This is a genomic window from Pseudomonas sp. NFACC42-2 (assembly GCF_900116055.1).
GTDB lineage: Bacteria > Pseudomonadota > Gammaproteobacteria > Pseudomonadales > Pseudomonadaceae > Aquipseudomonas > Aquipseudomonas marginalis.
In genome coordinates, this window is the sequence record NZ_FOZO01000006.1 from 36,607 (window position 1) to 56,584 (window position 19,978).

A 19,978-nucleotide genomic window follows, 5' to 3' on the forward strand; every position below is an offset into this window, starting at 1 on the left:
ATGTCAATGCAAGTAATGCGCGGCTGGGCGACTCGGCATGCGTCCTGGATGGGCCTGATCGGGCTGCTGGGGGCAACGCACGAGGCGCAGGCCGGTGACTACGATGGCTCACCCCAGGTCGCCGAATTCGTCGGTGAAATGACCCGCGACTACGGCTTCGCCGGTGAACAGCTGATGGGCGTGTTCCGCGAAGCCCAGCGCAAGCAGGCGATCCTCGAGGCGATTTCTCGCCCCGCCGAGCGCGTGAAGCAGTGGAAGGAATACCGTCCGATGTTCCTCACCGACGCCCGGGTGGCCCGGGGGGTGGACTTCTGGCGCCAGCACGAGGCCGTGTTGGCCCGCGCCGAGCAGGAATACGGCGTGCCGGCCCAGGTCATCGTTGCGATCATTGGCATTGAAACCTTCTACGGGCGCAATACCGGCAGTTACCGGGTGATCGACGCCTTGTCGACCCTGGGCTTCGATTACCCGCCGCGCGCCGACTTCTTCCGCAAGGAACTGCGTGAGTTCCTGCTGTTGGCCCGTGAAGAGCAGGTCGACCCGCTGACCCTCAAGGGCTCCTACGCCGGGGCGATGGGCTTGCCGCAGTTCATGCCGAGCAGTTTTCGCGCCTACGCGGTGGATTTCGACGGCGACGGTCATATCAATATCTGGAGCAACCCGGACGATGCCATCGGCAGTGTGGCCAGCTACTTCAAGCGCCACGGCTGGGTCGGTGGCGAGCCGGTGGTGATCCGTGCCGATGTCAGCGGGGAGCGTGCCGATGAAGGCCTGACCCAGGGTATCGAGCCGGCCAAGACCGTCGGGGAGTTGCGGGCGCTGGGCTGGTCGAGTCAGAATGCGCCACGCGACGATATGCCGGTGACGGCATTCCGCCTCGAAGGTGAAAACGGCCCTGAATACTGGATGGGCCTGAAGAATTTCTACGCAATCACGCGTTATAACCGCAGTGTGATGTACGCCATGGCCGTGCATCAGCTGTCAGACATGCTGGTCCAAGCACGGGGCAACAAGTAATGCGGGCATCGCCGTTCAATCAACCGCTCAAGCTGGTGGCGTTCGCCGCGTTGTCCCTGCTCGTCGTCAGTTGTTCCACCAGCCGTGGCCCGGTACAGAAGTCCGGCGGCACGGCTGTGCGTTCCCAGCCAGGACTGGACATCAACCGCGCGCACAAAGACGGCGCGCCGTGGTGGGATGTCGACGTGTCGAAGATCCCGGATGCCACGCCGACCCTTCACACCGGCCCATACAAAGCCAACCCCTATACGGTGCTGGGCAAGTCCTACTTCCCGTTGCAGGACTCCAAGACCTACGTGCAATCGGGTACGGCGTCCTGGTATGGCACCAAGTTCCACGGTCAGAACACCGCTAACGGCGAGGTCTACGACCTGTACGGCATGAGCGCGGCCCACAAGACCCTGCCGCTGCCCAGCTATGTCCGCGTGACCAACCTGGACAACAACCGCACGGTGATCCTGCGGGTTAACGACCGTGGGCCGTTCTATTCGGATCGCATTATCGACTTGTCCTACGCCGCCGCGAAAAAACTCGGCTATGCCGAAATCGGTACCGCGCGGGTCAAGGTCGAAGGCATCGATCCGGCGCAGTACTGGGCCCAGCGTGGCAAGCCTGCGCCGTTGATGCTCAACGAGCCGCAGAGTGCGCAGCCGCAAGTGACGGCATCCACCGGCAAGATCGAACAATGGACACCGCCACCGCAGCAGCACGCACCGGATACGGTGGTCGTGCCCCATGCAGCACCGGGCGCCGCGGTCGCGGGCGGGCAATACCTGCAAGTGGGGGCTTTCGCCAACCCGGATGCGGCAGAACTGTTAAGGTCCAAGCTCAGCAGCATGGTCAGCGCGCCGGTATTCATCAGCTCCATCGTGCGTAACCAGCAAACGTTGCACCGTGTGCGCATGGGCCCGATCGGTTCGCCGAGCGAGGTAGCGCAAGTGCAGAACAGCGTGCGCCTGGCCAACCTGGGGCAACCCAGTGTGGTCACTGCCGAATAATAAATTGATGGTTGAGGCTCGCATGCGGGCCTGGACCCTGGTTGTTGGCTCGTTGAACAATAAAACCCAGGGGCAAGGGGTGAGCGGGCAACCGAACACGCGACAGTCTGGTAGCGGGCTGTCTGAATAAGTTTTGCCCGCGAGGGCAAGTTTCCATAAGCAATTTCGAGAGACGGATGAACATCACCACCTTAGCCAAACGCACGTGCCTGCTTCTTTCGCTGATCATCACCCCGGCCGCCTGGGCGGTTGAAATGGTACCGGCTTCACCGCAACTGGCCGCCAAGTCCTGGGTCCTCATGGATGCCGCCAGTGGCAACGTGCTGGTCGAGAGCAACGGTGACCAGCGCCTGCCACCGGCCAGCCTGACCAAGCTGATGACCGCCTACATCGCGACCCTGGAAATCCGTCGCGGCCAGATCGGCGAAAACGACCCCGTGACCGTCAGCGAAAACGCCTGGCGTACCGGCGGTTCGCGGATGTTCATCAAGGTGGGCTCACAAGTCACTGTGAGCGACCTGCTGCACGGCATCATCATCCAGTCCGGTAACGACGCCAGCGTCGCCCTGGCCGAGCACATCGCCGGCAGCGAAGACGCATTCGCCGACATGATGAACAAAACCGTGGCCGACCTGGGCATGACCAACAGCCACTTCATGAACCCGACCGGCCTGCCAAACCCTGAGCACTACTCGTCGGCTCACGACATGGCGATCCTGGCGCGCGCGATCATTCGTGTCGACCCTGTGCACTACGCGATCTACTCCCAGAAGGAATTCTTCTGGAACAACATCAAGCAGCCTAACCGCAACCTGCTGCTGTGGCGCGACAAGACCGTCGATGGCCTGAAAACCGGCCACACCGACGAAGCCGGCTACTGCATGGTGTCGTCCGCGGTACGTGATGGCCAGCGCCTGATCGCCGTGGTCTTCGGTACCAACAGCGAGCAGGCCCGTGCGGCCGAGACGCAAAAACTGCTGACCTACGGTTTCCGCTTCTTCGAAACCCAGACCTTCTACCAGAAGGGTGCTGAACTGGCGACCGCGCCGGTATGGAAAGGCGCGACCTCGCAAGTCAAGGCCGGCCTGGCTGAAGACCTGACCCTGACCATGCCAAAAGGCCAGCTGAAAAAGCTCGCTGCCAGCATGACCATGAACCCGCAATTGGTTGCGCCAATCGCCAAGGGCGACGTGATCGGTAAAGTCGAAGTGAAACTGGACGACAAGGTGGTGCACAGCGCCGACCTGATCGCGCTGGACGCCGTCGACGAAGGTGGTATCTTCCGCCGCGTGTGGGATAGCATCCGTCTATTCTTCTACGGCTTGTTCAACTGATTGTGTGCACCTGCAAAGCCCCGCGTTGATCCGACGCGGGGCTTTGCCGTCGCCACGGCTTACCGCTTACGAGGCCGTTCTGCCATGACCGATAAAGAAGTAAAGGCGCCAAAGATCGAATTCCCGGTGACGGATTATCCCGTCAAGGTGATCAGCGATACCGGTGTAGGCAACAAAGACAGAATCCTGGATATCGTGCGTAAACACGCGACGATCAATGACAACCGGGTGGACGAGCGTTCGAGCACCAACGGTAAGTACACCACGATCCAGTTGCACATCGTTGCGACCGGTCAAGACCAGCTCTACGACATCAATAGCGAACTGCGGGCCACCGGCTTCGTGCACATGGTGCTGTGATGTCACAGGTCCTGGGCTTTCGCGAGCTCGGCCGGATGGACTACGAGCCCGTCTGGCACGCCATGCAGCGGTTCACGAATGAACGCGGTACTTCGGCGCCCGACGAAATCTGGTTGGTGGAGCACCCGCCGGTGTTCACCCAGGGCCAGGCCGGCAAGGCCGAACATCTGCTGCTGCCGGGGGATATTCCGGTGGTGCAGGTCGACCGAGGTGGCCAAGTGACTTACCATGGGCCCGGTCAACTGGTGGCGTACCTGCTGCTGGACGTGCGCAAGCTGGGTTTTGGCGTGCGCGACCTGGTGAGCCGCATGGAGGCTTGCCTGATCGAGCTGTTGGCCAGTTACGGCGTGAGCGCTGCGGCCAAGCCCGATGCACCCGGTGTGTATGTGGACGGCGCGAAAATCGCCTCCCTCGGTTTGCGCATTCGCCACGGTTGTTCCTTTCATGGCCTGGCCCTGAACGTGGACATGGACCTGGCACCGTTCCGGCGCATCAACCCGTGCGGTTATGCCGGGTTGGCAATGACCCAACTGAGCGACCACGCCACACCGATTAAATTTGCCGAGGTAAGTGCCCGGCTGCGTGCGCAGCTCGTCAAACACCTCGACTATGCTGAGCAGACGACCCTCACGGGCGGAATCGACTGATTATGACTACTGATGCAGTGCAAACCATGATCCCGACGCTGGACATCACCGAGCGTCCGGCCCCGGCCCCGCGTGCCAAGGTGGAAGCCGGCGTCAAGCTGCGCGGCGCCGAGAAGGTTGCACGCATCCCGGTCAAGATCATCCCGACCACCGAGTTGCCGAAGAAGCCCGACTGGATCCGCGTGCGCATCCCGGTTTCGCCGGAAGTCGACCGTATCAAGGCCTTGCTGCGCAAACACAAGCTGCACAGCGTGTGCGAAGAAGCCTCCTGCCCGAACCTGGGCGAATGCTTCTCCGGCGGCACCGCCACCTTCATGATCATGGGGGACATCTGCACCCGTCGTTGCCCGTTCTGCGACGTCGGCCATGGCCGGCCGAAGCCACTGGACGTCAACGAACCGGAAAGCCTGGCCATCGCCATCGCCGACCTGAAACTCAAATACGTTGTGATCACCTCGGTTGACCGTGACGACCTGCGCGACGGCGGTGCCCAGCACTTTGCCGACTGCATCCGCGAAATCCGCAAACTGTCGCCGAACGTGATGCTCGAGACTCTGGTGCCGGACTACCGTGGCCGCATGGACGTCGCGCTGGAAATCACCGCTGCCGAGCCGCCGGATGTGTTCAACCACAACCTGGAAACCGTGCCTCGCCTGTACAAGGCCGCGCGTCCAGGTTCGGACTACCAGTGGTCGCTGACCCTGCTGCAGAAATTCAAGCAGATGATGCCGCACATCCCGACCAAGTCCGGCTTGATGCTCGGTCTGGGCGAGACCGACGAAGAAGTGATCGAAGTCATGAAGCGCATGCGCGAACACGACATCGACATGCTGACCCTGGGCCAATACCTGCAACCGTCGCGCAGCCACTTGCCGGTGCAGCGTTTCGTGCACCCGGACACCTTCGCCTGGTTCGCCGAGGAAGGCTACAAGATGGGCTTCAAGAACGTCGCCTCGGGCCCGCTGGTACGTTCTTCGTACCACGCCGATGAGCAGGCCAAGCTGGTCAAGGCTAGCCTGGTTTCCTGATCGGGGTTCAGGCCCAGTGTGGGAGGGGACTTATGTGGGAGGGGGCTTGCCCCCGATTGCGGTATGTCAGTCGCTACATGTGCTGGCTGATCCACCGCAATCGGGGGCAAGCCCCCTCCCACATTGGTTTCAGCTTTAGATAGGGAGATTCTCAGATGACCGCCGCCGTTCCAGCCCTTCGTTCTGAAGGCACCATCGCCTTGATCGCCCCCGCCGGCCCCGCCGTGCTGGACGTTGAAAAGGCCGGCCAATGGATGCGCACGCGCGGCTACGATCTGCGAATTTCCCGCGGTGTCTATGAGCGCGACGGCTACCTCGCCGGCAGCGATGCCGTGCGCCTGCGTGACCTGCACGCGGCTTTTGCCGATCCGCACATCGACGCTATCTTGTGTCTGCGCGGTGGTTACGGCACACCGCGGCTGCTCGACGCGCTGGATTTCGACCTGCTGCGTGCCAATCCCAAGCCGTTCGTCGGCTATAGCGACATCACCGCCCTGCACCTGGCGATCAACCGTTACGCCGGTTTCGTGACCTTCCACGGCCCGATGCTCAATGCCGACCTGCTCGGCGGCAAGCAACCCCCTACCGAGGCGTCATTGTTCAGCCTTCTGCGCGGCCAGTTGGGCGCCGGCAGCGTGCTTGCGCACCCGGTGGCGTACCCGCTGACCACGATCGAGCCTGGCATTGCCTGTGGGCGCTTGCTGGGGGGTAACCTGTCGATGATTGCGGCGGTCATGGGCACGCCTTACGAAATCGACGCTGAAGGCATCATCCTGTTTATCGAAGACGTCAACGAGCCGATCTACCGTATCGACCGTCTGCTGACCCACCTGCGCCTGGCGGGCAAGTTGGCCCAGGTCGCCGGTGTACTGGTCGGGGATGTGGCGGGTGTGGATAACGTGGCGCTGGAGCGCTTGCTGACGCAGACGTTCGAGCCGTTGCGCATACCGGTGCTGGCCGGCTGGCGCAGCGGGCATTGCGATCCGAACCTGACGCTGCCGATGGGTGCGTTGGTACGGCTGGATGCGGGGGAGCAGCAGGTGGTGTTGGAGCAGGATGTGGTCTTCAGGTCCTGAATCTGCTGGCGTTTGCTAAACCGCAATCGGGGGCTTGCTCCCGATTGCGGCAGTCGCCATAGGCGGATCTATCGGTTTTGCAGCGACTCCAGCAACTTCACCGTCGGATACCCATCCGCCGGCCAGCCCAGCGCCTGCTGCGCCGCCCGAATCGCCTTGCGCGTATTGGCGCCGATAATCCCATCCGGGTTGCCCGCGTCATAACCGTTGGCGCTCAACGCCGTCTGCAGATCAATGCGCTGGGAGCGACTCAGCGGCAGCTCATCCTTGGGCCAGTCACCCCGGATCACACCGCCACCGCCAAAGCGCTCCGACAACAGGCCCACCGCCAGTGCATAGGACGACGAGTTGTTGTACTTGAGGATCGCGCGGAAGTTATCCAGCACCAGGAACGCCGGGCCACGGTAGCCTGCCGGCAGCAGCAGGGCGGCGGACAGTTGGTCGACATTCGGCGGCATGCTCGCGCCCGGTGGCAGTTGAATGCCCAGTTTCATCCAATCGGCAATGCTCTTGCGCACGCCGCCGTCAGCCAGGGCGTAGTCGAAGTTCGCCGGCAATTGCTTGACTTCAAAGCCCCACGGCTGGCCTTTCTGCCAACCGGAGCTTTGCAGGTAGTGCGCGGTGGACGCGAGGGCGTCGGCCGGGCTGTTCCAGATGTCGCGGCGACCGTCGCCATCGAAGTCCACCGCGTGGGTGTTGTAAGTGGTCGGAATGAACTGGGTCTGGCCCATGGCCCCGGCCCAGGAACCCTTCATCTGGTCGGCGGCGATGTCGCCGTGCTGGATGATCTGCAATGCCGCCAGCAATTGCGCCTGGGCAAAGGCCGGGCGACGGCCTTCATAGGCCAGGGTCGCCAGGGAGCGGATCACCGAGTTGTTGCCCTGGAACTGGCCGAAGTTGCTCTCCATGCCCCACACCGAGACCAGTGCCTGGCGGTCGACGCCATAACGCTGCTCGATGCTTTGCAGGATGTCGGCGTACTTGATCAGCAGCGCCTGGCCATTGCGTACGCGTACGGGTGACAGGGCGCCGTCGAGGTATTCCCATACAGGGCGGGAAAACTCCGGCTGGCTGCGGTCGGCGCGGATCACCGCCATATCAGGGGTGACATTGGCGAATGCGGTGTCGAAAACGTCGGCCGTGATGCCGGCTTGCAGGGCTTGCGCGCGAAAACCGGCCTGCCATTCAGCAAAGGTCTGGGTCGGTTGGATGTCGAGATTGTCCACGGCCAGCGGGGCGACCACGGCAGGGGCCACCACGGGTGCGGTCTGGAGCTTCGGCAAGGGTTGGGCATCGGCGGCGGTGGGTTTTTCCGCGCAGGCGACAAGCAGAATGAGGCTGGAGGCAGCGATCAATTGGCGAAGGTGCCAACGACGGGAAAGACAAGAGGGCATGCACAGGTCCAGGAATTACAAATCAGGCACAGACCTTATCATGCCAGAGGGGCGCTTGCCTTCAGGCAGCCAGAAAGTAAGAAGCCTCCCAGCTATTAGACTGGAAGGCTTCGCGGCGGTAGCTGCCTTTGCCCTTGCCGGCGCGTTCCTGACGGCTGCGGAACAGTGGCTGGGCGATGATGGATTTGGCCTTGTTGGGGCCATGCTTGGATGGCTTTTTGCTCATGGTCGATGCTCTTGATGGGGGGAGATGCGGCGCAAATAATCTGCCGAAGTCAGGTCGCTGTAAAGCCCATGAATTGTAAACGCAGTCAAAAATGTGGGAGGGGGCTTGCTCCCGATAGCTGTGGCTCAGTCAACAATGCAGTGGCTGACACGCCGCTATCGGGGGCAAGCCCCCTCCCACATTGGTTTTGCAGTGTTTTTAAGAGAGGGGTTATTCGGCGGGAAGTGCCAGGCGTTGTCCGGCCATCAACAGCGATAAACGGCTCAAGCTCATCCACGGCGAACCCGCGGCCTGGCCCTTGATCTGTGCATCAATGCGCTGCGCTTCCAGCAACAGCTGCGCCCAGCGTTGCGCCGAGTGCCGTTGCAGGGCTTTGCTCATCAGGGGTTTGCGCTTGTCCCATACCGGTGGTCGCGCCTGGCTGAAGCACTTGTCCAGCGGCGTGCCTTGGCTGTATTGCAGGGCAATATTGGCCAATACCCGTAGCTCCCGGGCCAGGGCCCAGAGAATCACCGGCGGCTCCACCCCTTCGCCACGCAGGCCTTCGAGCATGCGCAGGGCATGGGCGGGCTCGCCATTGAGAATCGCATCCACCAGCCCGAACACGTCAAAACGTGCACTGTCTGCCACTGCGCCCTGGACGGTCTCGACGGTAATCTGCCCGTCTTCGGCCATCAGCTTGAGCTTTTCGATCTCCTGGGCGGCGGCAAGCAAGTTGCCTTCGACCCGCGCGGCGATCAGCTCCACTGCATCCTGTGTCGCGGATAGCCCTGCCTGGGACAGGCGCTGGCGAATCCATTGCGGCAACTGATTGCTGTCCACTGGCCAGATCTGGATGAACTGGGTCTGCGCCCCTTCCACCAGGGCCTTGCCCCACTTGGTCTTCTGCGCGCTGCCGTCGAGCTTGGGCAGGCTGATCAGCAACACCGTGTCTTCGGCGGGCCGCGAGCAGTATTCCATCAGTGCAGCCGCGCCCTTATCACCGGGCTTGCCCGACGGCAGGCGCAGCTCCAGCAGGCGTTTTTCGGCGAACAGCGACATGCTTGCACCGGCTTGCAGCAGCGTGCCCCAGTCGAAACTGGCGTCGGCGCTGAATACCTGGCGTTCATCGAAGCCCTGCTGGCGTGCGGCGCTACGGATGGCGTCGGCGGCTTCCTGGCACAACAGCGGGTCATCACCGCTGACGATGTAGACAGGCGCGAGGCCACCTTGCAGGTGTTTGGCGAGTTGGGCGGGGGCGAGTTTCATAGGCAGGGTGAACGGGGCGCCTGGGGCGCCCCGTCTGGCTTACTCGACAGGGACTTCAACAGGCGATTGTTTCGGCGTGTTGTCTTCGTACTCTTTCGCTGCTTTCAGCGCGTCGGCATCGGCCCTGGCCTTGTCGTCAGCGCGTTGCTGCAAGGTTTCGAGTTGTTGCGGAGTCAGCAGCGACAGACGCAGGACCATGCGTTGCACCAGCTCGCGACGCATCTCCTTGCGCACCTGGATGATTTCGGAGTCCGAACCCACCAGGTTGTTGCCATCGTGGCTGACAATCTTCTGCACCTGGATGTTGTCATTCATCAACGGCAGGTGATCGCGGCCCTGGATTTCAAAGCTGAGCACGGTGCTCAGTTCGACATCGGACGCACGTCCGGCGCTGGCGTAGCTCAGGTTGCGCTGGGTTTCTTTCTCGTTAGCCAGGAACAGTTTGTAGGTCGCGCCGGTGTAGACGTGCACGCCGCTGTTTTCCAGGACCTGGCGCAGCTGGGTCACTGTCTCGCTGTAGGCGTCGCGAGCGCTGACGTCCAGTTCCTTGATCGTCAGGTCATTGGTGCCGGTGCCGCGCAGCTGGAAGCCGCAAGCGCTCAGCAGTACGGCAAGGCCCATAACCAGCAGATTGCGTTTGATCATTTTGTTGCTCCCCTTGAAACCATGTGGGCCTTATCGAGGCCCTGAAGGCTTTGTTCGGCGCAGGGCTTGAGCCCCACGCCCGATCCGATTAGCTAGCGACGATATTGACCAGTTTGCCAGGCACCACGATCACTTTGCGGATCGTCAGGCCTTCGGTAAAGCGCAGCACGTTCTCGTTGACCCGTGCGGCCGCTTCGACTTCTTCACGGCTGGCACTGGCGGGCATGTCGATCTGGCCGCGCAGTTTACCGTTGACCTGGATCACCAGTTGCAGCGTGTCCTGTACCAGGGCGCTGTCATCCTGTACCGGCCAGCGCGCATCGATGACCGCGTCGCTATGGCCCAGGCGGCTCCACAGTTCGTGGCTGATGTGCGGTGTGATCGGCGCCAGCAGCAGGGTGACCGTTTCCAGGCCTTCCTGTACCAGTGCGCGATCCTGTGCGGTGGCTTGCGGGGCTTTTTCCAGCACGTTCATCAGTGTCATCACCTGGGCGATGGCGGTGTTGAACTTGTGGTTCTGGCCCACGTCCTGGCTGGCTTGCTTGATGGCCAGGTGGGTGCTGCGGCGAATGAGTTTCTGCTCGTCGCTCAACGACGCCACGTCCAGCTTGGCCGGCAGGCCCTGGCTGACATGGGCGTGCGCCAGGCGCCAGACGCGCTTGAGGAAACGGTGCGAACCTTCGACGCCGGAGTCGGACCATTCGGCGCTCATGTCGGGCGGCGAGGCGAACATCATGAACAGGCGGCAGGTATCGGCGCCGAACTGGTCGATCATCGACTGAGGGTCGACGCCGTTGTTCTTCGACTTGGCCATCTTCTCGGTACCGCCGATTTCCACCGGCAGGCCGTCGGCGATCAGTCTGGCGCTGATGACCTTGGCTTTGCTGTCGCGCTCGAGCTCGACGTCCGCCGGGTTGAACCAGGTGTAGGCGCCATTGGCTTCGCGACGATAGTAGGTCTCGGCGATCACCATGCCCTGGGTCAGCAGGTTCTTGAATGGCTCGTTGGAGCTCACCAGGCCTTCGTCACGCATCAGCTTGTGGAAGAAGCGCGCGTACAGCAGGTGAAGGATGGCGTGTTCGATACCGCCGATGTACTGATCCACCGGCAACCAGTGGTCGGCTGCGGATTTCTCTACCAGGCCGCCCTCGTAGTGGGGCGAGGCGTAGCGGGCGTAGTACCACGAGGACTCGACGAAGGTGTCCATGGTGTCGGTTTCACGCTTGGCCGGCGCGCCGCATTTCGGGCAGCTGCATTCGTAGAACTCGGGCATACGCGCCAATGGCGAACCGGCACCGTCCGGCACCACGTCTTCTGGCAGGACGACCGGCAACTGGTCTTCCGGCACCGGTACGTCACCGCAGGTCTGGCAGTGGATGATCGGGATCGGGCAGCCCCAGTAGCGCTGACGGCTGATGCCCCAGTCGCGCAGGCGGAACTGGGTGCGCGAGGCGCCGAGGTTCTTCTTGATCAGTGCGACTTCGATGGCGTCGAAGGCACCGGCGAAGTCCAGGCCGTCGAACTCACCGGAGTTGATCAGCGTACCGTGCTCGCCATAGGCGTCTTGCCACGGAGCCGGGTTGGTGTCGCCGGAACTGGTGCGCACCACTGACTTGATCGGCAGGTTGTATTTGGTGGCGAATTCGAAATCGCGCTCGTCGTGGGCCGGCACAGCCATTACTGCGCCATCGCCGTAGTGCATCAGCACGTAGTTGGCGACCCATACCGGCAACTTCTCGCCGGTCAGCGGGTGCTCGACGAACAGGCCGGTCGGCAGGCCTTTTTTCTCCTGGGTGGCGACGTCGGCTTCGGCCACGCTGCCGCCTTTGCATTCGGCGATGAACGCCTGCAGCTCAGGATTGTTCTGTGCGGCCTGGGTGGCCAGCGGGTGCTCGGCGGCCACGGCGACGTAGGTCGCGCCCATCAAGGTGTCCGGACGGGTGGTGAAGACTTTGAGTGCGCCTGCTTCGCCGATGGAGTCGACGTTGTAGGGGAACTGCACTTCCATGCCCTTGGACTTGCCGATCCAGTTGCGCTGCATGGTCTTGACCTGTTCAGGCCAGCCCGGCAAATCGTCGAGGCTCGACAACAGTTCATCCGCGTAGGCGGTGATCTTGAAGTAGTACATCGGGATTTCGCGCTTTTCGATCAGCGCGCCGGAGCGCCAGCCGCGACCGTCGATCACCTGTTCGTTGGCGAGGACGGTCTGGTCGACAGGGTCCCAGTTCACGGTGCCGCTTTTTTTGTAGATCACCCCTTTTTCGAACAGGCGCGTGAACAGCCATTGTTCCCAACGGTAGTAATCCGGCTTGCAGGTGGTGACTTCGCGGGACCAGTCCACCGCCAGGCCCAGGCTGCGCAGCTGGGTCTTCATGTAGGCGATGTTTTCGTAGGTCCACTTGGCGGGGGCCACGTTGTTTTTCATCGCGGCGTTTTCCGCCGGCATGCCGAAGGCGTCCCAACCCATGGGTTGCAGGACGTTCTTGCCCTGCATGCGCTGGTAGCGGGAGATGACGTCGCCGATGGTGTAGTTGCGCACATGCCCCATGTGTAGCTTGCCGCTGGGGTAAGGGAACATCGACAGGCAATAGAACGTCTCCTTGCCTGGCTGTTCACTGACTTCAAAGGACTTTTGCTCGTCCCAGAAGGTTTGGGCGGCATTTTCTATTTCACGGGGCTGATATTGTTCGTGCATGGCTACTTTTGAACTGAATAGGGGTGGCCTAATCCTCTTCGGTGCAACGTTCAGGTTGTTCGACACCAAAAAGTGGCGCGTCCGTGCCCAAACCCTGCGGGAAGTGGAGTTACAGGAAGCGCCGTAGCATACATGACCCCACTCTATCGAGGGAAACCCTGATTGCGCGGCAAGGGCCGTCTGTCGCGGCGCCGGGCAGGCGCACCCACGGGGACTACGCTGTTTATTGGGGAGCAAGTCTTTCTTCAATGAGGTGAGGGGATGGTTGAATCGCAGCGAATCGCAACGAAACCGGAAATCTACGAAGGACTGATCGACCGATTGGGTCGTGCATTGGATGCAGCGAGGACCGCGGGCCGATTGCGTGATGAACGGCCCGTCGAGTTGGAACTGCGCGGCTTGAGCCGTGCGGAGCTGGAACTGATCAAAGCTTACCTGGAACGTAATAAGCGCAGTGCGCCTTCTTGGGTGGCAACCCCGCCAGCCAAAGAGCCTACGCACTCAGCCAAGGTGGTGTGGCTCAAGGACTTGTCGGCCGGTCGTGGCCCGGAAAGGCTCCGGTCCGCCCGCTTCAAGTAGTTCACTCCCCAGGAACACATCATCGTGCCATGTCACTGTAAAGATTGTCGCTAAACCCCGTTACACCTTAGGCTTCGGGCATCTATGGAGATGCCCGATGCCTATTCGTTATTTCATCAAACAACTGCTCCTGCCACCCGGCATTCTTTTGCTGCTGCTGGCCCTTGCCTGGTGGTTTCGTCGCAGCCGCCCCCGTTTGGCCGGCTGCTGCTTTGCCCTCGGGTTTGGCGGCATGTGGTTGATCAGCCTGCCGGTGGCGGTGGAGTGGGGCGCGCGTGCCCTGGAGACCGAGCCACCGTTGGCCCGTGAAGACTGGTCGACCCTGGCCCAGCGCGCCGATGCCATTGTGGTGCTGGGCTCGGGACGCGAGCGCGGCGACCCGGCATGGGGTTCTGATCAGCCGACCGGCATCGGCCTGGAGCGCCAGCGGTATGCCGCGCGACTGGCCAAGGCCTCCGGGCTGCCGGTGCTGACCACCGGTGGCCTGCATTACGGCACGCCGCCCAGCGAGGCGCAGTTGATGGCGGTATCGATGCAGGATGACTTCGGCGTTGCTGTGCGCTGGAAGGAAGAACGCAGCCGTACCACCTGGGAAAACGCGCAGATGAGTGCCGGGATTCTATTGCCCGAGGGCATCAAGCGTGTGGTGGTGGTGACCCAGGCCTGGCACATGCCGCGGTCGGTGTGGAGTTTTGAAAAGGCCGGCTTCACCGTGGTGCCGGCGCCGGTGGGGTTCCTCGGCGTGGACAACGCCCGGCCGCTGGGCGGCTGGATGCCGGAGTTCAAGTCGGTGTGGCAGAGCGGGCAGTTGATCAACGAGGCGGTGGGACAGCTAGGCTACCGGTTGTTCTATCGATAACCCTGCTGATTAAAATGCAGATCAAAGTGTGGGAGGGGGCTTGCCCCCTCCCACACTTTGTTTCGCGTTGGCTGTTAAACGGTTTTGGCCATCCGGCCTGCCAGCAACGCCCAACCAAACAGCCCCAGGCACACGATGATCAACGGCCACGAGCGCCATTGCAGGTACGGCGTCAGGTTGTGCATCGGCACCACTTCGCCGTAGAGGATGCCGCGTTCGAACTGGGGGATCTGCACGGTGATTTGCCCGAACGGGTTGATCAACCCGGTCACGCCATTGTTGGTGGCGCGGATCATCCAGCGGCCAGCCTCCAGTGCACGCATCTGTGCCATTTGCAGGTGCTGCAAGGGGCCGATGGAGCGGCCGAACCAGGTGTCATTGCTGATGGTCAGCAGCAGGTCGCTCTGGGCTGACAGGCCGGCGGCGAATTCCGGGTACACCACTTCATAGCAAATGAACGGCGCAATCTGATAGCCCTTGGCTTGCAGCATCGGTTGGTCGGCAGGGCCACGGGCGAAGTCCGACATGGGCAGGTCGAAGAAGGCAATCAGGCCGCGCAGCATATCCTGCAGCGGCACGTACTCGCCAAACGGCACCAGCTTCTGCTTGAGGTAGGTGCCGTCACCTTCACCCACCACCGTGATGCCGTTGAAGTAGCGCTTCTGGTGATGCACTTCCTGGCGTATCGGAACGCCGGTGATCAACGCGGTGTGCCGGTCGGCCGCGAATTTGCCCATCATTCCCAGGTAGCCCTCGACGGATTCCTTGAGCACCGGCACGGCCGTTTCCGGCCACACCAGCAGGTCGACCGGCTTGGAGCTGAAGCTCATGTCGCGGTACAGCGCGAGCTGCGCATTCAACTGCTCGGGGTCCCACTTCATGCTTTGTTCGACGTTGCCCTGGATCGCGGCGACGCTCAGCGGCGCGCCGGAGGGCGTGGTCCAGGCATGATGCTTGAGTCCCAGGCCGATGGCCCAGGGCGCTACCAGTAACACCAGGCCAGCGCCGATAAACCCATTGTGTTTGCCGGCCAACAGGCGTGGCAGGTTGCACAGCAGGGCCGCCGTCAGTGCCAGGGCAAAGGAAATCAGCCACATCCCGCCCACTGGCGCCAGGCCGGTGAGGGGGCCGTCGAGCTGGCTGTAACCGGAATACAACCATGGGAATCCGGTGAGGAACCAGCCGCGAAAGGCTTCCTGGCCGACCCACAACGCGGCAAACGTGAGCGCATCCGCCAACGGCGCTTCATTGCGACGCAACCAGCGCGCCCACAGCCAGGCGGGCAGGGCGAAGAACCAGGCAATGGCGGCGGTGAACAGCAGCATCAGGAACCCCGCCAGCAGCACTGAAGCGCCGCCGAAGTGGTGGATGCTGTAGTAGATCCAGCTGGTGCCGGCGCCAAACAGGCCGAACCCGAAACACCAGCCACGGCCCAGGGCCTGGCGCGGCGTCAGCTCCCGCAGCCCGATATAGAACAATCCGACCGCGACCAGTGCAAACGGCCACAGGTCGAACGGCGCCAGCGCCAGGGTGGTGATGGCGCCGGCCACCACGGCCAGCAGATTACCGGGCCAGCCGGGGCGGGTCAGACGGCGCATATCAATCCTTAGCGGGCAATAGGTGTCAGGCGGATCAAGTGGATGCGGCGGCTGTCGGCATTCAGGATGCGGAAGCGATAGGCGCCGATCTCGGTGGTTTCGTTACGCTTTGGCAGGTGTCCGAACGCACTCATCACCAGGCCACCGACGGTGTCGAACTCGTCGTCGGAGAATTCGCTGTCGAAGAACTCGTTGAAATTCTCAATCGGCGTCAGCGCCTTGACCAGGAAGTCACCGCTGGGCAGCGGCTTGATGTAGCTGTCTTCTTCGACGTCGTGCTCATCCTCGATGTCGCCGACGATCTGTTCCAGCACGTCTTCGATGGTCACCAGGCCTGCCACGCCGCCGTATTCGTCGATCACAATGGCCATGTGATTGTGGTTGGCGCGAAATTCGCGCAGCAGCACATTCAGGCGCTTGGATTCGGGCACGAAGGTGGCCGGGCGCAGCAGGTCCTTGATGTTGAAGCTGTCACCGTTCTCCTTGAGGATCAGCGGCAGCAGGTCCTTGGCCAGCAGGACACCCATGACGTCGTCATGGCTTTCGCCGATCACCGGGTAGCGCGAGTGCGCCGAGTCGATCACGGCCGGGAGGAATTCCCGTGGGGTCTGGGTCGCCTTGATGCTGATCATCTGCGAGCGTGGGACCATGATGTCCCGAACCTGCAGGTCAGCCACCTGGATGGCGCCTTCGACGATGGCCAGCGCTTCGCTGTCCAGCAACTTGTTCTGGTGGGCCTCGCGCAGCAGCTCCAGCAGCTCCTGGCGGTTTTTCGGCTCGTGGGCAAAAGCCTGGGTCAGTTTACCCAGCCATGACTTTTGCCCGTTGCTCGATCGGTCTTCGCTCATAGCGATTACTCTAAATCCTTTGATGTGACAGTTGAGTGTTGATCAGTTTTCGTCGTCTGCATATGGATCCGGGTGACCCAATTCTGCAAGCAACGTTCGTTCCAGTGCTTCCATTTCCTCGGCTTCTTCATCGTCTATATGGTCGTAACCCAAGAGATGCAAGCAGCCGTGGATGACTAGATGGGCCCAATGAGCCTCAAGTTCCTTGCCTTGTTCCTTCGCTTCACGCTCGACCACCTCGACGCAGATCACCAGGTCGCCCAGCAAGGGGATGTCCAGCAACTCATCGGGTACATCGGCGGGAAACGACAGCACGTTGGTCGCGTAGTCCTTCTGGCGCCAGGTGTGGTTCAGCTCGCGGCCCTCGGGCTCGTCCACCAGGCGGATGGTCAGTTCCGAGTCGGCGCTGCGCTGGCGCAGGGCCAGGGCGCACCATTGACGGAACTGTTCTTCGCTGGGGGCGGGCGCTTCGGTGGCCAGCTGCAGGTCAAGCTCAAGCATCGCGGCGAACGTCCTTGGCCGGTGCGTCATCGCGGTGGTCGAAGCGCTCGTAGGCTTCGACAATGCGCTGCACCAGCGGGTGGCGGACCACGTCCTTGGGCATGAAGTGCGTGAAGCTGATACCCGGCACGTCCTTGAGCACCTCGATCACCTGGGCCAGGCCGGACTTGGTGCCCTTGGGCAGGTCGACCTGGGTGACGTCACCGGTGATCACGGCGGTGGAGCCGAAACCGATCCGGGTGAGGAACATCTTCATCTGCTCGACGGTGGTGTTCTGGCTTTCGTCGAGGATGATGAAGCTGTTGTTCAAGGTGCGGCCGCGCATGTAGGCCAGCGGGGCGATCTCGATCACCTGGCGCTCGATCAGCTTGGCCACGTATTCAAAGCCGAGCATCTCGTACAGCGCGTCGTAGAGCGGGCGCAGGTACGGGTCGATCTTCTGGGCCAGGTCGCCGGGCAGGAAGCCGAGTTTTTCACCGGCCTCGACCGCTGGGCGCACCAGCAGGATACGGCGTACTTGCTCACGCTCCAGGGCGTCGACCGCACAGGCCACGGCCAGGTAGGTCTTGCCGGTACCGGCGGGGCCGATGCCGAAGTTGATGTCGTTGCCGAGAATTTCCTTGACGTAGCGCTGCTGATTCAAGCCGCGCGGGCGAATCATGCCCTTTTTGGTGCGCAGGGCCACGCTGGCTTCGGCCACCGGGTTGTTGGCCAGGTCTTCCACGGCGGATTCCTGCAGGTACAGGTGCACCGTTTCCGGCGACAGCTCGCTACCCTTGGTTTCACGGTAGAGACGGCGCAGCAGGTTTTCTGCAGACGTGGTGTGTTGGGGTTCACCAATGAGCTCGAACTGATTGCCGCGATTGCGGATCTCGATGCTCAGGCGTTGTTCGATCAGGCGCAGGTGCTCGTCGAACTGTCCGCACAGGTTGGCGAAACGGCGAGCCTCAAAGGGCTCGAGGAGAAAACGATGGGGTTCTGCTATGGGTGCGTTCAAGGTTGCTTTTAGCCGCCCTTTGGCTGTTTAGGTGAAAGAGAGGATAACGCCAGTGACGCGGGTACGAAAGCACTTACGTCATTGGAATGTTGCACGGTTCCAATGTGGTAGGGGGCTTGCCCCCCTCTCACCTTTATTGCACCAGCGACCCGCGCAGCGAGTGCGGTTGCGCCGCATCGATATGCACGTCGGCAAACTGACCGATCAATGTCGGATTATCGCAACGGAAGTTGACGATCCGGTTGTTCTCGGTACGGCCCTGCAATTCGCCAGGGTCTTTTTTCGAGTAGTCGGTGACCAGGATGCGCTGGATGGAGCCGACCATTTGTCGGCTGATCTCGAAACCCTGCTGGTTAAGGCGATGTTGCAGCGCGTTCAAGCGCTCTTTTTTCAGCGCTTCCGGGGTTTCGTCCAGCAGGTCCGCCGCCGGGGTGCCGGGGCGCTGGCTGTAGACGAACGAGTAGGAAAAGTCGAAACCGACGTCTTCGATCAGCTTCATGGTCTGCTGGAAGTCTTTCTCGGTTTCGCCGGGGAAGCCGACGATAAAGTCCGAACTGATGCAGATGCCCGGCACCGCTGCACGCAATTTGCGCAGCTTGGATTTGTATTCCAGGGCGGTGTGGTTGCGTTTCATCGCCGAGAGGATGCGGTCCGAGCCCGATTGCACCGGCAAATGCAGGTGCTTGACCAGTTCCGGCACGTCGGCATGGGCCTGGATCAGGCTGTCGGAGAACTCCAGCGGGTGCGAGGTGGTGTAGCGAATGCGTTCGATGCCATCCACCGCAGCGACCACGCGGATCAACTCCGCCAGGTCAGCCAGGCGCCCGTCGTGGGTCAGGCCGCGATAGCCGTTGACGTTCTGGCCCAGCAGGGTCACTTCGCGCACGCCGTTTTCGGCCAGGTGGATGATTTCTGCGAGCACGTCGTCAAACGGCCGGCTGACTTCTTCGCCACGGGTATAGGGCACCACACAGAAGGTGCAGTACTTGCTGCAGCCTTCCATCACCGACACGTAGGCGCTCGGCCCGTCGATACGCGGCTCGGGCAAGTGGTCGAATTTTTCGATTTCCGGGAACGAGACGTCGACCTGGGGCAGCTTGGTGATGCGCGCGGCGTCGATCATTTCCGGCAGGCGGTGCAGGGTCTGCGGGCCGAAGACCACGTCGACATACGGCGCACGGTCGCGGATCGCGGCGCCTTCCTGGCTGGCCACGCAACCGCCGACGGCGATCACCATGTCCGGGTTGGCCAGTTTCAATTCGCGCCAGCGGCCCAGCTGCGAATACACACGGTCCTGGGCCCGCTCGCGGATCGAGCAGGTATTGAGCAGGATCACGTCGGCATCTTCGGCGCGGGCGGTGACTTCCAGGGCCTGGTGTTCACCCAGCAGGTCGACCATGCGCGAGCTGTCGTACTCGTTCATCTGGCAACCGTGGGTTTCGATATAAAGCTTCTTGGCCATGGGAATCGTCAACTGGTGGTAAAGAACCGCGCATTATAGGGGTCATGCCCATCGGTTCCTAGCACTGTGCATCGGGTGCCATGCTATAGTTCGCGCCCTCTTTTATATCCCCCATGTGTTCCTCACCCACCATGACCAAACGTGAAGCTCCAATCTATAAGGTGATTTTCCTCAACCAGGGCCAGGTGTTCGAAATGTACGCCAAGCAGATCTATCAAAGTGATCTGTGGGGTTTCCTGGAAGTGGAAGAGTTCGTCTTTGGCGAGCGCACACAGCTGGTCGTCGACCCGGGCGAGGAAAAGCTCAAGGCCCAGTTCGAAGGCGTGGTGCGCAGTTTTGTGCCGATGCATTCGATCGTGCGCATCGACGAAGTCGAGCGCCTGGGCACGCCGAAAATCAGCGAAGCCCGGGGCATGAGCAATGTCATGCCGTTTCCGATGCCGATGCCTGAGAAATAGGCTGGGTG

The 19,978-nt window shown here is 61.9% G+C and carries 20 protein-coding genes; 10 read left to right on the forward strand and 10 right to left on the reverse strand.

Annotation, left to right across the window (positions count from 1 at the left end):
* The first annotated feature begins 6 nt into the window (after window positions 1-6).
* The 7 genes from mltB (at window position 7) to BM416_RS14140 (ending at window position 6,460) form a co-directional block, all read left to right on the forward strand.
* Window positions 7-1,017, forward strand: coding sequence for a lytic murein transglycosylase B (gene mltB / locus BM416_RS14110; RefSeq protein ID WP_092488465.1), 1,011 nt, complete (start codon window positions 7-9; stop codon window positions 1,015-1,017).
* Window positions 1,017-2,015, forward strand: coding sequence for a septal ring lytic transglycosylase RlpA family protein (locus BM416_RS14115; protein WP_092488466.1), 999 nt, complete (start codon window positions 1,017-1,019; stop codon window positions 2,013-2,015). The genes mltB and BM416_RS14115 overlap by 1 nt, the downstream gene beginning before the upstream one ends.
* Before the next feature lie 176 nt (window positions 2,016-2,191).
* Window positions 2,192-3,349 carry a D-alanyl-D-alanine carboxypeptidase family protein gene (locus BM416_RS14120; protein ID WP_027605239.1) on the forward strand — a complete coding sequence of 386 codons (1,158 nt, stop codon included), beginning with the start codon at window positions 2,192-2,194 and terminating at the stop codon, window positions 3,347-3,349.
* Between the two features lie 84 nt (window positions 3,350-3,433).
* Window positions 3,434-3,709 (forward strand): DUF493 domain-containing protein, encoded by a 276-nt coding sequence (locus BM416_RS14125; RefSeq protein WP_027605240.1) that lies wholly within the window; start codon window positions 3,434-3,436, stop codon window positions 3,707-3,709.
* Window positions 3,709-4,356, forward strand: coding sequence for a lipoyl(octanoyl) transferase LipB (gene lipB / locus BM416_RS14130; protein WP_027605241.1), 648 nt, complete (start codon window positions 3,709-3,711; stop codon window positions 4,354-4,356). Before BM416_RS14125 ends, lipB begins: the two co-directional genes overlap by 1 nt.
* 26 nt (window positions 4,357-4,382) lie before the next feature.
* A complete protein-coding gene (lipA, locus tag BM416_RS14135; RefSeq protein WP_057444888.1) occupies window positions 4,383-5,384 on the forward strand; it encodes a lipoyl synthase in 1,002 nt (333 codons plus the stop codon).
* A 155-nt stretch (window positions 5,385-5,539) separates the two neighbouring features.
* Complete coding sequence (locus BM416_RS14140; protein ID WP_092488467.1) at window positions 5,540-6,460, forward strand: S66 peptidase family protein; 921 nt, start codon at window positions 5,540-5,542, stop codon at window positions 6,458-6,460.
* 68 nt (window positions 6,461-6,528) lie between these two features.
* Here BM416_RS14140 and BM416_RS14145 read toward each other — a convergent pair whose 3' ends face one another.
* From BM416_RS14145 to leuS, 5 genes are all read right to left on the reverse strand, one after another.
* Entirely contained in the window at window positions 6,529-7,854 is a 1,326-nt protein-coding gene (locus tag BM416_RS14145; RefSeq protein WP_092488468.1) for a lytic murein transglycosylase, read from the reverse strand.
* Between the two features lie 61 nt (window positions 7,855-7,915).
* Complete coding sequence (arfA, locus tag BM416_RS14150) at window positions 7,916-8,080, reverse strand: alternative ribosome rescue factor ArfA (RefSeq protein ID WP_003176285.1); 165 nt, start codon at window positions 8,078-8,080, stop codon at window positions 7,916-7,918.
* A 210-nt stretch (window positions 8,081-8,290) separates the two neighbouring features.
* The gene (holA, locus tag BM416_RS14155; protein ID WP_027605244.1) at window positions 8,291-9,328 is read right to left on the reverse strand and encodes a DNA polymerase III subunit delta; all 1,038 of its coding nucleotides are present in this window, start codon (window positions 9,326-9,328) and stop codon (window positions 8,291-8,293) included.
* Window positions 9,329-9,367: 39 nt separating this feature from the next.
* On the reverse strand, window positions 9,368-9,973 hold the full coding sequence (gene lptE / locus BM416_RS14160; RefSeq protein ID WP_092488469.1) for an LPS-assembly lipoprotein LptE: 606 nt from the start codon (window positions 9,971-9,973) through the stop codon (window positions 9,368-9,370).
* 88 nt (window positions 9,974-10,061) lie between these two features.
* Window positions 10,062-12,668: a leucine--tRNA ligase gene (gene leuS, locus BM416_RS14165; RefSeq protein WP_092488470.1), complete on the reverse strand. Its 2,607-nt coding sequence runs from the start codon at window positions 12,666-12,668 to the stop codon at window positions 10,062-10,064.
* A gap of 261 nt (window positions 12,669-12,929) precedes the next feature.
* Here leuS and BM416_RS14170 point away from each other — a divergent pair, with 261 nt between their 5' ends.
* Both BM416_RS14170 and BM416_RS14175 read left to right on the forward strand, forming a co-directional pair.
* A complete protein-coding gene (locus tag BM416_RS14170) occupies window positions 12,930-13,247 on the forward strand; it encodes a hypothetical protein (protein ID WP_065924874.1) in 318 nt (105 codons plus the stop codon).
* A gap of 97 nt (window positions 13,248-13,344) precedes the next feature.
* Window positions 13,345-14,106: a YdcF family protein gene (locus BM416_RS14175; RefSeq protein WP_027605248.1), complete on the forward strand. Its 762-nt coding sequence runs from the start codon at window positions 13,345-13,347 to the stop codon at window positions 14,104-14,106.
* A 74-nt stretch (window positions 14,107-14,180) separates the two neighbouring features.
* Here the strand turns inward: BM416_RS14175 and lnt are convergent, their stop codons facing one another.
* The 5 genes from lnt to miaB all read right to left on the reverse strand — a co-directional run bounded on the left by lnt (window position 14,181) and on the right by miaB (window position 19,512).
* Window positions 14,181-15,704 carry an apolipoprotein N-acyltransferase gene (gene lnt / locus BM416_RS14180; RefSeq protein ID WP_092488471.1) on the reverse strand — a complete coding sequence of 508 codons (1,524 nt, stop codon included), beginning with the start codon at window positions 15,702-15,704 and terminating at the stop codon, window positions 14,181-14,183.
* Between the two features lie 8 nt (window positions 15,705-15,712).
* Window positions 15,713-16,552 (reverse strand): HlyC/CorC family transporter, encoded by an 840-nt coding sequence (locus BM416_RS14185; protein ID WP_005791724.1) that lies wholly within the window; start codon window positions 16,550-16,552, stop codon window positions 15,713-15,715.
* Between the two features lie 42 nt (window positions 16,553-16,594).
* Window positions 16,595-17,053 carry an rRNA maturation RNase YbeY gene (ybeY, locus tag BM416_RS14190; RefSeq protein WP_027605250.1) on the reverse strand — a complete coding sequence of 153 codons (459 nt, stop codon included), beginning with the start codon at window positions 17,051-17,053 and terminating at the stop codon, window positions 16,595-16,597.
* Window positions 17,046-18,050: a PhoH family protein gene (locus BM416_RS14195; RefSeq protein WP_053138073.1), complete on the reverse strand. Its 1,005-nt coding sequence runs from the start codon at window positions 18,048-18,050 to the stop codon at window positions 17,046-17,048. Before BM416_RS14195 ends, ybeY begins: the two co-directional genes overlap by 8 nt.
* Before the next feature lie 133 nt (window positions 18,051-18,183).
* A complete protein-coding gene (gene miaB / locus BM416_RS14200; protein ID WP_027605252.1) occupies window positions 18,184-19,512 on the reverse strand; it encodes a tRNA (N6-isopentenyl adenosine(37)-C2)-methylthiotransferase MiaB in 1,329 nt (442 codons plus the stop codon).
* A gap of 131 nt (window positions 19,513-19,643) precedes the next feature.
* Here miaB and BM416_RS14205 point away from each other — a divergent pair, with 131 nt between their 5' ends.
* Window positions 19,644-19,970, forward strand: a complete 327-nt coding sequence (locus BM416_RS14205) for a DUF1820 family protein (RefSeq protein WP_003215457.1) — start codon at window positions 19,644-19,646, stop codon at window positions 19,968-19,970.
* Window positions 19,971-19,978 lie beyond the last annotated feature (8 nt).

Bases quoted from the DNA above. Each gene is read 5' to 3' on its own strand.
- mltB (WP_092488465.1), top strand. From the start codon at position 7: ATGCAAGTAATGCGCGGCTGGGCGACTCGGCATGCGTCCTGGATGGGC.
- BM416_RS14115 (WP_092488466.1), top strand. From the start codon at position 1,017: ATGCGGGCATCGCCGTTCAATCAACCGCTCAAGCTGGTGGCGTTCGCC.
- BM416_RS14120 (WP_027605239.1), top strand. From the start codon at position 2,192: ATGAACATCACCACCTTAGCCAAACGCACGTGCCTGCTTCTTTCGCTG.
- BM416_RS14125 (WP_027605240.1), top strand. From the start codon at position 3,434: ATGACCGATAAAGAAGTAAAGGCGCCAAAGATCGAATTCCCGGTGACG.
- lipB (WP_027605241.1), top strand. From the start codon at position 3,709: ATGTCACAGGTCCTGGGCTTTCGCGAGCTCGGCCGGATGGACTACGAG.
- lipA (WP_057444888.1), top strand. From the start codon at position 4,383: ATGATCCCGACGCTGGACATCACCGAGCGTCCGGCCCCGGCCCCGCGT.
- BM416_RS14140 (WP_092488467.1), top strand. From the start codon at position 5,540: ATGACCGCCGCCGTTCCAGCCCTTCGTTCTGAAGGCACCATCGCCTTG.
- BM416_RS14145 (WP_092488468.1), bottom strand. From the start codon at position 7,854: ATGCCCTCTTGTCTTTCCCGTCGTTGGCACCTTCGCCAATTGATCGCT.
- arfA (WP_003176285.1), bottom strand. From the start codon at position 8,080: ATGAGCAAAAAGCCATCCAAGCATGGCCCCAACAAGGCCAAATCCATC.
- holA (WP_027605244.1), bottom strand. From the start codon at position 9,328: ATGAAACTCGCCCCCGCCCAACTCGCCAAACACCTGCAAGGTGGCCTC.
- lptE (WP_092488469.1), bottom strand. From the start codon at position 9,973: ATGATCAAACGCAATCTGCTGGTTATGGGCCTTGCCGTACTGCTGAGC.
- leuS (WP_092488470.1), bottom strand. From the start codon at position 12,668: ATGCACGAACAATATCAGCCCCGTGAAATAGAAAATGCCGCCCAAACC.
- BM416_RS14170 (WP_065924874.1), top strand. From the start codon at position 12,930: ATGGTTGAATCGCAGCGAATCGCAACGAAACCGGAAATCTACGAAGGA.
- BM416_RS14175 (WP_027605248.1), top strand. From the start codon at position 13,345: ATGCCTATTCGTTATTTCATCAAACAACTGCTCCTGCCACCCGGCATT.
- lnt (WP_092488471.1), bottom strand. From the start codon at position 15,704: ATGCGCCGTCTGACCCGCCCCGGCTGGCCCGGTAATCTGCTGGCCGTG.
- BM416_RS14185 (WP_005791724.1), bottom strand. From the start codon at position 16,552: ATGAGCGAAGACCGATCGAGCAACGGGCAAAAGTCATGGCTGGGTAAA.
- ybeY (WP_027605250.1), bottom strand. From the start codon at position 17,053: ATGCTTGAGCTTGACCTGCAGCTGGCCACCGAAGCGCCCGCCCCCAGC.
- miaB (WP_027605252.1), bottom strand. From the start codon at position 19,512: ATGGCCAAGAAGCTTTATATCGAAACCCACGGTTGCCAGATGAACGAG.
- BM416_RS14205 (WP_003215457.1), top strand. From the start codon at position 19,644: ATGACCAAACGTGAAGCTCCAATCTATAAGGTGATTTTCCTCAACCAG.